The sequence below is a fragment of the Mycobacterium bulgaricum genome (assembly GCF_041287165.2).
Taxonomy (GTDB): Bacteria; Actinomycetota; Actinomycetes; order Mycobacteriales; family Mycobacteriaceae; genus Mycobacterium; species Mycobacterium bulgaricum.
Window position 1 is genome coordinate 47623 of sequence record NZ_JBGGKV020000018.1, and the last position, 12201, is coordinate 59823.

Annotated in this window: 13 protein-coding genes; 7 read left to right on the forward strand and 6 right to left on the reverse strand. The window is 67.9% G+C overall.

Features of this window, described 5'->3' with window-relative positions; all coding sequences use genetic code 11:
- Positions 1–36 precede the first annotated feature (36 nt).
- Positions 37–1254 carry an acetyl-CoA C-acetyltransferase gene (locus ACAG24_RS27665; protein WP_370475930.1) on the forward strand — a complete coding sequence of 406 codons (1218 nt, stop codon included), beginning with the start codon at positions 37–39 and terminating at the stop codon, positions 1252–1254.
- A 25-nt stretch (positions 1255–1279) separates the two neighbouring features.
- Entirely contained in the window at positions 1280–2479 is a 1200-nt protein-coding gene (purT, locus tag ACAG24_RS27670) for a formate-dependent phosphoribosylglycinamide formyltransferase (RefSeq protein ID WP_370475931.1), read from the forward strand.
- Here purT and ACAG24_RS27675 read toward each other — a convergent pair.
- Positions 2476–3375, reverse strand: a complete 900-nt coding sequence (locus ACAG24_RS27675; RefSeq protein ID WP_370475932.1) for an endonuclease domain-containing protein — start codon at positions 3373–3375, stop codon at positions 2476–2478. The two genes, purT and ACAG24_RS27675, sit on opposite strands and share 4 nt — an antisense overlap.
- Before the next feature lie 206 nt (positions 3376–3581).
- A complete protein-coding gene (locus ACAG24_RS27680) occupies positions 3582–4424 on the reverse strand; it encodes a Bax inhibitor-1/YccA family protein (RefSeq protein ID WP_370475933.1) in 843 nt (280 codons plus the stop codon).
- Between the two features lie 173 nt (positions 4425–4597).
- Between ACAG24_RS27680 and ACAG24_RS27685 the strand changes: the two genes are divergently transcribed.
- Genes ACAG24_RS27685 through ACAG24_RS27695 form a run of 3 tightly spaced genes read left to right on the forward strand, consistent with a single transcriptional unit; the run spans position 4598 to position 8145 of the window.
- Entirely contained in the window at positions 4598–5638 is a 1041-nt protein-coding gene (locus ACAG24_RS27685) for an enoyl-CoA hydratase/isomerase family protein (RefSeq protein ID WP_370475934.1), read from the forward strand.
- 2 nt (positions 5639–5640) lie between these two features.
- Positions 5641–6414 (forward strand): enoyl-CoA hydratase, encoded by a 774-nt coding sequence (locus ACAG24_RS27690; protein WP_370475935.1) that lies wholly within the window; start codon positions 5641–5643, stop codon positions 6412–6414.
- A 9-nt stretch (positions 6415–6423) separates the two neighbouring features.
- The gene (locus tag ACAG24_RS27695; protein ID WP_370475936.1) at positions 6424–8145 is read left to right on the forward strand and encodes an alpha/beta hydrolase; all 1722 of its coding nucleotides are present in this window, start codon (positions 6424–6426) and stop codon (positions 8143–8145) included.
- Between the two features lie 2 nt (positions 8146–8147).
- Here ACAG24_RS27695 and ACAG24_RS27700 read toward each other — a convergent pair whose 3' ends face one another.
- Positions 8148–8516, reverse strand: coding sequence for a rhodanese-like domain-containing protein (locus ACAG24_RS27700; protein WP_370475937.1), 369 nt, complete (start codon positions 8514–8516; stop codon positions 8148–8150).
- On the reverse strand, positions 8516–9049 hold the full coding sequence (locus ACAG24_RS27705) for a cysteine dioxygenase (RefSeq protein ID WP_370475938.1): 534 nt from the start codon (positions 9047–9049) through the stop codon (positions 8516–8518). Before ACAG24_RS27705 ends, ACAG24_RS27700 begins: the two co-directional genes overlap by 1 nt.
- 416 nt (positions 9050–9465) lie before the next feature.
- Between ACAG24_RS27705 and lpqV the strand changes: the two genes are divergently transcribed.
- Positions 9466–9894 carry a lipoprotein LpqV gene (lpqV, locus tag ACAG24_RS27710; protein WP_370475939.1) on the forward strand — a complete coding sequence of 143 codons (429 nt, stop codon included), beginning with the start codon at positions 9466–9468 and terminating at the stop codon, positions 9892–9894.
- Here the strand turns inward: lpqV and ACAG24_RS27715 are convergent.
- Positions 9891–10253, reverse strand: coding sequence for a VOC family protein (locus ACAG24_RS27715; RefSeq protein ID WP_370475940.1), 363 nt, complete (start codon positions 10251–10253; stop codon positions 9891–9893). The two genes, lpqV and ACAG24_RS27715, sit on opposite strands and share 4 nt — an antisense overlap.
- Before the next feature lie 50 nt (positions 10254–10303).
- On the opposite strand from ACAG24_RS27715, the gene ACAG24_RS27720 reads away from it, so the two are divergent.
- Complete coding sequence (locus ACAG24_RS27720) at positions 10304–11269, forward strand: patatin-like phospholipase family protein (protein ID WP_370475941.1); 966 nt, start codon at positions 10304–10306, stop codon at positions 11267–11269.
- Here ACAG24_RS27720 and ACAG24_RS27725 read toward each other — a convergent pair.
- A complete protein-coding gene (locus tag ACAG24_RS27725; protein WP_370475942.1) occupies positions 11258–12118 on the reverse strand; it encodes a patatin-like phospholipase family protein in 861 nt (286 codons plus the stop codon). The genes ACAG24_RS27720 and ACAG24_RS27725 overlap by 12 nt on opposite strands.
- Between the last annotated feature and the right edge of the window lie 83 nt (positions 12119–12201).

Sequence of the window (12201 nt, forward strand, 5' to 3'; positions counted from 1 at the left end):
CACGTTCTGGACTCGTACTTCGCCAAGGAGCTCCCCATGCCCGAAGCCGTCATCGTCGCCACCGCACGCTCTCCTATCGGCCGGGCCAACAAGGGCTCGCTGGTCTCCATGCGACCCGACGACCTGGCCGCCCAGATGGTGCGGGCCGCGCTCGACAAGGTGCCGTCGCTGGATCCTCGCGACATCGACGACCTGATGATGGGCTGCGCCCAGCCCGCCGGTGAGGCCGGCTACAACATCGCTCGCGCCGTCGCGGTCGAACTGGGCTACGACTTCCTGCCCGGCACCACGGTGAACCGCTACTGCTCGTCCTCGCTGCAGACCACGCGGATGGCCTTCCACGCGATCAAGGCCGGCGAGGGCTCGGCGTTCATCTCTGCGGGTGTCGAGACGGTGTCGCGGTTCGGCAAGGGTGCCGCCGACGGCGCACCCGATTCGAAGAACCCGATCTTCGCCGACGCCCAGTCCCGCTCCGAGCAGGCCGCCGCGGGCGCCGAGGAGTGGCACGACCCGCGCGAGGACGGTTCGCTGCCCGACGTCTACATCGCGATGGGCCAGACCGCCGAGAACGTCGCGAACTTCACCGGCATCAGCCGCGAAGACCAGGACCACTGGGGCGTGCGGTCGCAGAATCGGGCCGAGGAGGCCATCAACAGCGGCTTCTTCGACCGCGAGATCGCACCGGTGACGCTGCCCGACGGCACCGTCGTCGCCAAGGACGACGGCCCGCGCGCCGGCACCACCTACGACAAGATCAGCCAGCTCAAGCCGGTCTTCCGCCCCAACGGCACGATCACCGCGGGCAACGCCTGCCCCCTGAACGACGGCGCCGCCGCCGTGGTCATCATGAGCGACACCAAAGCCAAGGAGCTGGGCCTGACGCCGTTGGCGCGCATCGTGTCGACGGGTGTGTCGGGCCTGTCGCCGGAGATCATGGGCCTCGGCCCGATCGAGGCGGTCAAGAAGGCGCTCGCGAACGCGAAGATGTCGATCGGCGACATCGATCTGTACGAGATCAACGAGGCGTTCGCTGTGCAGGTGCTGGGTTCGGCGCGCGAGCTCGGGATGGACGAGGACAAGCTGAACGTCTCCGGCGGCGCGATCGCGCTGGGCCACCCGTTCGGTATGACCGGCGCCCGCATCACGGCCACGCTGCTGAACAACCTCACCACGCATGACAAGACGTTCGGGATCGAGTCGATGTGCGTCGGCGGCGGCCAGGGCATGGCGATGGTCGTGGAGCGCCTTAGCTAGTTGCGCCCCTAGAATCGGCGTTCCTATGACCACCATCGGAACGCCGCTGTCACCGCGCGCCACCAAAGTCATGCTGCTCGGCTCGGGCGAGCTCGGCCGCGAAGTGCTGATCGCCCTGCAGCGCCTCGGCGTCGAGACCATCGCCGTCGACCGCTACCCGAACGCGCCGGGACACCAGGTCGCGCACCACGCGCGCACGATCACGATGACCGACCACGATCAGCTGCGCAGTCTGATCGAGGACGAGCGTCCCGGTCTCGTGGTGCCCGAGATCGAGGCCATCGCGACACCGGCGCTCGAAGCGCTCGAAGCCGAGGGCGTGGTGACAGTGATCCCGACCGCCCGCGCGGCCCGACTGACCATGGACCGGGAAGGGATCCGCCGGCTGGCCGCCGAGACGCTGGGCCTGCCGACGAGCCCGTACCAGTTCTGCGATTCGCTGTCCGAGTTGCAGGCCGCCGCCGCCGAGATCGGGTTCCCGTGTGTGGTCAAACCGGTGATGAGCAGTTCCGGGAAGGGCCAGTCGAAGATCGACGGCCCCGACGGCGTCGAGGCGGCCTGGGAGTACGCGATGTCCGGCAGTCGGGTGACCAACACGCGCATCATCGTCGAGGGGTTCGTCGATTTCGACTACGAGATCACGCTGCTGACCGTGCGGGCAGTCGGCGCCTCCGGCGAGGTCGAGACGCGGTTCTGCGAACCCATCGGGCACCGGCAGGTCAGCGGCGACTACGTCGAGAGCTGGCAGCCGCACCCGATGTCGGCGACCGCGCTCGAACGCGCGCGGCAGATCGCGGGAGCGGTGACCGCCGACCTCGGCGGGCAGGGCATCTTCGGGGTGGAGCTGTTCGTCAAGGGTGACGACGTCTGGTTCAGCGAAGTCAGTCCGCGCCCGCACGACACCGGCATGGTGACGATGGTGACGCAGTGGCAGAACGAGTTCGAACTGCACGCTCGTGCCATCCTCGGCCTGCCCGTCGACACCACGCTGAAGTCTCCCGGCGCGAGCGCGGTGATCTATGGCGGCGTCGACGCCGAAGGTGTGGTGTTCGACGGGGTCGAGGCGGCATTGCAGGTGCCGCGCACCGACATTCGGCTGTTCGGCAAGCCGGAGAGCTTCGTCAAGCGCCGCATGGGTGTCGCCCTCGCCTACGCCGACGATGTGGACACCGCGCGTCGCAACGCCGTCGAGGCGGCGGGCCGCGTCACGCCCCGGGTCCCCTAGTCCTGCGTCGAGAGTGCGCCCAGATCGCCTATCGGCCGAGCGACGCGCGCTGAGCGCACTTTCGCGTCGTAGGCGCGCCTCACCCGGCGGATGACATCGCTCGGAAGGTTGGACTTGACCACGCGAATCCGTGTCCATTCGAGCTCGTCGAGGTCCTCGGCACGGAGGATGTCGTGCGCGAACTGCAACGGGTCGACGCGATGGTGGTCGCCGTCGTATTCGACGGCCAACTTCAGCTTCTCCCAGCCCATGTCGAGGTAGTAGCGCCGCCGGCCGTCAGCACTGAACACAGGAATCTGGGTCGACGGGCGAGGCAATCCGGCCCGGATCAGCAACAGACGCAGCCAGGTCTCGCGCGGAGACTGCGCACCCGGGTCGTGCAGCGTCAGCACCTCCCCCAGCTGTCGCATCCCACGCTTACCGGGATGGTGCTCCTTCGCCCACCGCAGCAGTTCGGCGGCGTCGAATGTCGCGGCATTGCCGAGCGCATCGACCCGGGCCACCGCGACATCGAGCGGCGATCTGCGGCCGAGGTCGAACGCCGTCCGCTGCACGGTCGTCACCGGAAGCCCGTGGCGCATCGCGATCTCGCCGGGATGCAAGTGCTGCTTGTGCGTCGTGATGCCGCGCGGCGCACGCCCGTTCGACCAGACCAACTCGATCGGTTGCGCGTCGTCGACGTATCGCGTCCCGTGCAGCGCTGCCGCGGTGAGTCCGGCGACAACTCCTTCGCGGTGCGACCACAGCCAGGCTGCGGTCGCCCGGTGCTTCACACTCAGTTCTGCGTCGGGCCGGGTGTACACGTCGGGATAGAGCGCGACAAACCTGGTGCGCAGTAGGTGCTTCGCGACCAGACCAGCCGACACCGCTTCGCTCCCTATGAAGGGCATCTGCATGGTTCGAGGTTCGCGTGCCGAAAGGCGAAGTCGACAGTCCGTGGTGCTCGAGCTGTGGATAACTGCCAGCGAGAGGGCGCTCAGATCGCGGGATGGCAGTTTTCGACGATCTGGGCGCACTCTCGGGACAAGCGAGAGGCCGGCGTCCGCCAGAGCGCGCGAAAAAGGGCGCCCACTTCGTGGACGCCCTTTCTCTGGCCGAACTGCTAGTCGTTGTTGAAGTAGCTCAGCAGGCGCAGGATCTCGAGGTACAGCCAGACCAGGGTGACGGTCAGGCCGAGCGCGATGCCCCAGGCCGCCTTCTCCGGAGCTCCGGCGCGGATCATCTGATCAGCAGCGTCGAAGTCGATCAGGAAGCTGAACGCGGCCAGCGCGATGCACAGCAGCGAGAAGCCGATGGCGAGCGGGCCGCCGTTGGTGAGCGGCGCGTTGCCGGTGAAGACCGCGAACAGGATGTTCACCAGCGCCAGGGCCAGCACGCCGAACATACCGGCGACGATCATGCGGGTCAGCTTGGGCGTGACGCGGATGGCACCGGTGCGGTACACGACCAACATGCCGAAGAAGACGCCGAGTGTGCCGACCACCGCCTGGAAGATCATGGCAGGGCCGCCGGTGGAGACCAGGTTCGCGAACAGGTACGACGCCGAGCCGAGGAACAGGCCCTCGAACGCCGCGTAGGTCATCACGATGCCGGGGTTGTCCTGCTTGCGACCGAACATCGCCAGAAGCAGAACGCCGAGACCGCCCAGGCTGCCGACCAGGAACAGCGGGAACAGCAGGCCCTGGTTGGCGTCGACCATGAAGTACGAGACCGCCGCGACCGCGGTCACGACGGCCAGCGTGATGCCGGTGCGGGTGACGACGTCATCGATGGTCAGCGGGCGCGATACGCCGGCCTGCTGCTGGTCCGGGTACTGCTGCGCGACGTAGGGATCTGCGTGTACCGCTTGGGCACCGTAGCCGGCGGCTCCGGTACCGAATTGCGCATAGCCGCCCTGCTGCTCTTTCGGCAGAGAGCGGAATACCGGGTTGCTGCTTTCGCGCACCGTCGGTTCCTTCCTGTCTCGTATCAATGCTTTCGACCTGTGACGATCACACGGTCAACGTTCGAGGTTCCTGCGCAGTTCCCAGTGAGATCTCACTGCGAGCTTCCCAGGCGCTTCACAGGAAACCTTACCCGGGCAGCCCTCGACCCGGGAGACGATCTAGATTGCATTCTGTGGACGAAAACGAGGATGTCCTAGTAACAGTCGACAACGGAATCGGCCATCTCACCCTCAACAGGCCGAAGGCGATCAACTCCCTCACCCACCACATGGTCGGCGAGATCTCGAAGGCCCTGCGGTCGTGGGAGCGCGACGACTCGGTCAACGCCGTGCTGCTGACCGGCGCGGGCGAACGGGGGCTCTGCGCGGGCGGCGACGTCGTCGCGATCTATCACGACGCGAAGAAGGGCGGCGCCGAAACGCGCCAATTCTGGCACGACGAGTACCTGCTCAACTCCTACATCGGCCGGTACCCGAAGCCCTACGTCGCCGTCATGGACGGCATCACGATGGGCGGCGGCGTCGGCGTGAGTGCCCATGGCAGTGTCCGCGTCGTCACCGAGACCACCAAGATGGCGATGCCCGAGGTCGGCATCGGCTTCATCCCCGACGTCGGCGGCACCTTCATCCTGGCCAGGACGCCGGGGTTGCTCGGTGTCCATGCGGCGCTGACCGGAGCGCCGTTCTCCGGGGCGGATGCCATCGCCATGGGCTTCGCCGACCACTTCGTCCGGCACGACGACCTCGACGCGTTCACCGAGAAGGTCCGTGTCGAGGGTGTCGAGGCCGCCCTCGCCGAGCACGTCCAGGAGCCGCCTGCGAGCGAGCTGATGGCGCAACGAGAATGGATCGACAGCTGCTACGCCGGTGACACGGTCGCCGACATCGTCGCCGCGCTGCGTGCGCACGGCGCCGAACCCGCGGGGAAAGCGGCGGACCTGATCGCCTCGCGCTCCCCCGTCGCCACGTCCGTTGCGCTGGAAGCGGTCCGAAGGGCGGCCAAGCTTGCCACCCTGGAAGACGTGCTGCATCAGGAGTTCCGGACGTCCTGCGCGGCGCTGCGGTCGCACGATCTCGTCGAGGGCATCCGCGCGTTGCTCATCGACAAGGACAAGAACCCCCAGTGGGAACCCGGGTCGCTCGCCGCGGTGACCACCGAGGACATCGAGGCGTACTTCGTCTCCGCCGATCCCGACATCAACTTCGAGGAGTAGTCATGACCTACGAGACGATCCTGGTCGACCGCGACGGCCGCGTCGCCACGATCACGCTGAACCGGCCCAAAGCGCTCAATGCGCTCAACAGCCAGGTGATGGCCGAAGTCACCACGGCCGCAGCCGAACTGGACGCCGATCCTGGGGTCGGCGCCATCATCATCACGGGCAGCGAAAAGGCGTTCGCGGCGGGCGCGGACATCAAGGAGATGGCGAGCCTGTCGTTCGCCGATGTCTATTCCTCCGACTTCTTCGCCGGCTGGGGCAGATTCGCCGCGACCCGCACCCCCACCATCGCAGCGGTTGCCGGGTACGCCCTGGGTGGCGGCTGCGAGCTCGCGATGATGTGCGACATCCTGATCGCCGCGGACAGCGCGAAATTCGGGCAGCCCGAGATCAAGCTGGGCGTGCTGCCCGGCATGGGCGGATCGCAGCGGCTGACACGGGCGATCGGCAAGGCCAAGGCGATGGATCTGATCCTGACGGGGCGCAACATGGGCGCGGAGGAAGCCGAACGTGCGGGCCTGGTGTCGCGCGTTGTACCCGCGGATTCGTTGCTCGAAGAGGCCAAGTCCGTCGCCGAGACCATCGCGGGCATGTCGCTGTCCGCTTCGCGGATGGCCAAGGAGGCTGTCGACCGCGCGTTCGAGACCACGCTGGCCGAAGGCCTGCTCTACGAGCGGCGGCTGTTCCATTCGGCCTTCGCCACCGACGACCAGACCGAAGGCATGAACGCGTTCACCGAGAAGCGTTCGCCGAACTTCACGCATCGCTAAAGTTCATGCGTGACCGAGACCGCGTCCGCTGACGAGAGGGCGTCCGCTGATCCGGCAGTCCCTGCACCGGTCGCGCAGGCGCCGGCGCCGCGGCGCGGATGGTGGATCCGCCGGTACACGTTCACCGGCACGGCGGTCGGCCTGGTCTTCCTGTTCCTGTCGCTGACCCCGTCGCTGCTGCCGCGCGGGCCGCTGTTCCAGGGCCTCGTCAGCGGCGGCGCCGGTGCGATCGGCTACGGCCTCGGCGTGTTCGCGGTGTGGCTGGTGCGCTTCATGCGCTCCAAGGACACCAGTCCCCCGGCCCCGCGGTGGGCGTGGCCGACGCTGGCTGTCCTCGGCCTGGTCGGCCTCGTGATCATGGTCTGGCGTTTCCACAGCTGGCAGGACAGTGTCCGCGACCTGATGGGCGTGCCCCGGCTGACATTCTGGGATTACCCACTGGCCGCGGTCATCTCGGTGGTGACGCTGTTCTTGTTCGTGGAGGTCGGCCAGTTGGTCGGCAAGCTGGTGCGCTTCCTGGTTCGGCAGGTGGACAGATTCGCTCCGCCGCGGATCGCGGCCGTCGTCGTGGTCGCCCTGCTGCTCGCGCTGACGATCGCGCTGCTGAACGGCGTCGTCGTCCGGTTCGCGATGAGCACCATCAACAAGACGTTCGCCGCGGTCAACGACGAGACCGACCCGGATAACCCTGCGCCGGAATCCAATCTGCGCTCCGGCGGCCCCGAGTCGCTTGTCACCTGGGAATCGCTGGGCCATCAAGGCCGGATGTTCGTCTCCAGCGGCCCTACGGTCGAAGAACTGTCGGAGTTCAACGGCGTCCCGGCGATCGAGCCGATCCGTGCTTACGCCGGACTGCATTCCGCGGACGGCATCAAGGCGACGGCCGCGCTGGCCGCCCGGGAGTTGCAGCGCGCGGGCGGACTGGACCGCGCCGTGGTCGCGGTGGCGACCACCACCGGGACCGGATGGATCAACGCGGCGGAAGCCGCTGCGCTGGAATACATGTACAACGGCGACACCGCGATCGTGTCGATGCAGTACTCGTTCCTGCCCAGTTGGTTGTCATTCCTGGTGGACAGAGAGAACGCCCGCCAAGCCGGCCAGTACCTGTTCGAAGCAATCGACGAACTCATCCGCGAGATGCCCGAGGCGCAACGCCCCAAGCTCGTCGTCTTCGGCGAAAGCCTGGGTTCGTTCGGCGGCGAGGCACCGTTCCTGGCACTCAACAACCTGATCGCACGCACCGACGGTGCGCTGTTCAGCGGTCCGACGTTCAACAACACGATCTGGACCGACCTCACCCGCAACCGCGACGCCGGATCGCCGGAGTGGCTGCCCATCTACGACAACGGCGCCAACGTACGTTTCGTCGCCGAGACCCGGGACCTGCAGCGCCCCTCCGATCCGTGGCTTGCACCGCGAGTGGTGTACCTGCAGCACGCGTCGGACCCGATCGCGTGGTGGAACACCGATCTGCTGTTCTCCCGACCCGACTGGTTGCGCGAGGCGCGCGGCTATGACGTGTCACCGCACATGGAGTGGATTCCGGTGGTGACCTTCCTGCAGGTGTCCGCGGATATGGCGGTCGCGGTCGACGTGCCCGACGGACACGGCCACGTCTACGTGCGCAACGTCGCCGACGCGTGGGCGGCGATCATGGAACCGCCGGGGTGGACGCAGCAGAAGACGGAGAGGTTGCGGCCGCTCCTGCACAGCGGCGAATCGTCGTAGGGTCAGACGAGGACGCCCTTGAGGGCGTGGTAACCGCCGATGACGTCGGTGGAGCGGTGCAGCCCAAGCTCTTTCAGCGATGCGGCGGCCAGGCTGGAGGTGTAGCCCTCCGAGCACAGCACCACCCATTCGACGTCGTCGCCGACGGCCTGCGGGATGCGGGCGTCGCTGGTGGGATCGAGACGCCACTCGAGGACGTTGCGTTCGATGACGAGCGCCTGGGGCACCTCGCCTTCGGCGGCGCGCTGCGCGGCCGGGCGGATGTCGACGAGGACGGCGCCGCGGTCGAGGGCCGCGGGGACCTCATCGGCCGGTAGTCGGGTCAGTTTCGCGCGGGCCTCGTCGAGGATGCGGTCGATACGGCTGGCCATCAGTCGCCCTCCGGTGCGTCGGTCAATTCGGTGCGGTTGCGGCGCAACGTATTTCGATCGGTGACGGCATAGTAGGACATCGCCGTCAGCGGAGGCGAGTAGGCGTGCACGCTGAGCGTGGGCGCCGTCGGCGCCACCCCGCCGGTGGTGAGGGATTCCGGCGCCCACACGACGTCGTGGACCCAGCCGAGCGGGAACGCTGCCTGATCCCCGGCGACCAATATCCGATCACGCAGAGCGCTACCGTCCCAACGGGTTTCCCGCAACGAGCCCGACAGCACGGTCAACGCGCCCAGCGAGCCGCCGTGGTCGTGGAGTTCGGTGGAGCGCTCGGGCACCCAGCTGATCAGCCACACGTCGAGTTCTTCGGTGCCGTGCAGACGGGTGAACCAGCGTTCAGCGGCGGGTGGCCCACCGACGGGCAGCAGATGGTCGTAGCCGCCGGCGAGAACATCATCGGCGAATCGATCGGTGACGTGCAGAAGATCGGCGGGACGCAGGCGGGCGGGAGCCAGGGACAGGGAAGGCGACATGGGAGGGAACTCCAGGACAGACGGACGGGTCAGGGGTCGGCGGTCAGGCCGGACAACACTCCTGACTGAAGGTCACGTCGGTCACGTCGGCGAGTGTTCCACAGCGCGCGGGCTCCTCGCCAGCATCGGGCTTTAACCTCACGGTGAATCTAGGAAACCGCAGTTCACTGTCGGGTGCCGTCCGGCGTCCGAGACCGGGCGCCGGACGGCGGCGGAACCGGCACCCACGAATCCGAGCCCGGTGAACGCCGCGCCGCGCCGAGGAACCCCGTGGCTTCGGGACCGAGCAGTGGTCGCAGGGCGGGATGCATGGCTGCCGATTCTGGCAGGGTCTTCGGTGACGGCCATGAGACGCAGATGAGGGGACTCATCTGCCTGTCTGACGGCGCCCTGGGCCACGTGCCTACATTGGCAGGATGCGTTGGCCACTTCTGTTCGCCGCCGTCGCCGTGATCGCCGCTGGGTGTTCGTCGGGCACCGATGCGCCACCGGCGTCGTCGTCCGAGGTCACCTCGACGCCGACATCGTCCACGGCCGCAGCACCCCCGACCTCGGTCGCCCCCGGCGAGGTCGGTGTGTCCCCCGGCGGCGTGACGACAGCGCTCGGCGCCCCCGCGGAGTCCACCGAGGACGACTATTTCCAGGCGTGTCGGGCGGCCAAGACGTGGATGGACCAGCAGGGCGGCGATCCTCGGTCGCAGATCGAGCCGTATCTGAAGACCGTGCAGGACGCCCAGTCGGTCGGGCCCGGCACCTTCGACAAGCGGTGGTCCGAGTTGTCCGCGGGCCAGCAGGCCGCGGTGATCGTCGCCGTGGAAGCGGCCGCCGACGCGCTCTGCGGTTAGACGTCGAACACCAGGCAGAACGTATGGCCCGCCGGGTCGCGATACACCCGGAAGTCGCTGCCCTCCGGCACATCGTCGACGCGGGTGGCGCCGAGCCTCAGCGCGGCCGCCTCGGCCGCGTCCACGTCGTCGACGTCGATGTCGAGGTGGACCTGCTGCGATCCTCGCGGATCCGGGAACTGCGGCGGCTGGTGTTCGGGTGAGAGCTGGAAGGCGAGCCGCCTCCCACTCGGCTCGGCGACCACCACCCAGTCGTCGTCGTCTTCGACGATGTTGCCGCCCAGAAGCTGGACCCAGAAGTCTGCGAGCCCCCTCGGATCGCGAGCGTCGAAGACCACGGAGCGAAGTTTTCCGATCATGCACCCAGGGTTGCCGATCTTGGCGGCCCGTAACAAGTGAGAATGGGTCCATGCGGGTCGCATTGGCTCTGGGCAGCGGTGGGGCGCGCGGCTATGCCCATATCGGTGTCCTCAACGAGCTGAGGGACAGGGGTCACGAGGTTGTCGGCATCGCCGGATCGTCGATGGGTGCCCTGGTCGGCGGCCTGGAAGCCGCGGGCAAGCTCGACGAATTCGCCGTGTGGGCAAGCTCTTTGACGCAGCGGGCGGTGCTGCGGCTGCTCGATCCGTCGCTCACCTCGGCGGGGGTGCTGCGCGCAGAGAAGATACTCGACGCGGTGCGCGAGATCCTCGGCGAGGTCACCATCGAAGAACTTCCCATTCAGTACACGTCGGTGGCGACCGATCTGATCACCGGCAAGTCGGTGTGGATGCAGCGAGGTCCGGTCGACGACGCCATCCGCGCATCCATCGCGATTCCCGGCGTCATCACCCCGCATGTTCTCGACGGGCGGCTCCTCGCCGACGGCGGCATCCTCGACCCTCTTCCGATGGCTCCGATCGCCGCGGCGCCGGCCGACGTCACCATCGCGGTGAGCCTCTCGGGCGAGGACCCCGACGTCGACAGGCGAATCAGCGATTCCCGTGTGCCCACCTCGGATTGGCTGACCCGCATGTGGCGCAGCACCTCCTCGCTGCTCGACACCAAGGCTGCCCGGTCGCTGTTGGAGACGCCGACGGGCCGCGCGATGCTCGGCCGGCTCGTGGCGCCTGACGACGAACCCGTCGCGGACATCCACGAGCCTGGCATACCGAAACTGGGCAGCTTCGAGCTGATGAACCGCGTGATCGACATCGCACAGTCGGCGCTGGCACGCCACACGCTCGCGGCCTATCCGCCCGATCTGCTGATCGAGATCCCCCGGACGGTGTGCCGCAGCCTGGATTTCCACCGTGCCAACGAGGTCATCGAGATCGGGCAGGAGATGGCCGGCGTCGCGCTCGATGCGTTGGAGGACAAGGTGTCAGACGGCTGACAGGAACTCTGCGATCCGGGGCGCCTCGCGACGTCCCTGCGCGCGGCCTGCCTGGGCGGCGGGCTTCCGACAGGCCGGGTCGAGCGGGTTGGGGCCGAATGCCGCCAGCGCGTCGTCGTCGGCGAAGACGGCCAGCGTGGCACCGGGAAAGGCCTCGATCTCGGCGACCGTCCCGGTCCCCCACGGGGACGGGCTGTTCGCCCCCGACGGCACCAGCACGACCGCGGACCCGCAGTCCCGCACCGCCGACATGTTGACCGTGCTGCCGACGCCGCCGTCCATATAGCGGCGGCCACCGACGGTGACGGGCGGCCACACTCCCGGCACCGCGCAGCTCGCGGCGACGGCGTCGACGAGTCCTACACCAGAGTTCGCATCGAGGACGACGAGTTCGCCGGTCTCGATGTCGATCGCCGTCACCCGCATCGTGCGCGCCGGCCAGTCGTGTGACGGCAGCCGATGCTCGATCACGCTGCGGCGCACGGCTTCTGGCACGGTGTCGGTATCGGCCGCGATGCCGCCGATCTTCTGGAGCTTCTGCTCCTTGATTGCGCCCGGCGTCATCATCGCGGTGAGGAACAGTTCGGTGATCGAGTCGATGGAGACACCCGGATGGATCTCATGGGCGCCGTGTGCCTCCGACAGCTGCCGGGCGAAGAGTTCGTCGACCGGCAGTCCGCTGCCCAGTTGCGCGGCGACGGTCGAGCCCGCGGAGGTTCCCAGGAGGACGTCGGCGGCGAGGAGGCGATCGCCGACCTCGGGGGCCGCGTCGCGGATGCCCGACAGCACCCCGGTCTCCCAGGCGATTCCGGCCAGTCCGCCTCCGGCGAGCACCAGCGCACGAGTCATCGTCGTCCTTAAGTTCGTAGTTGCAGTTACTTCGTGTTGTTACGTTGGGCTGTGACCCGGGTGGGTCGGGTGAGGCTGCATGG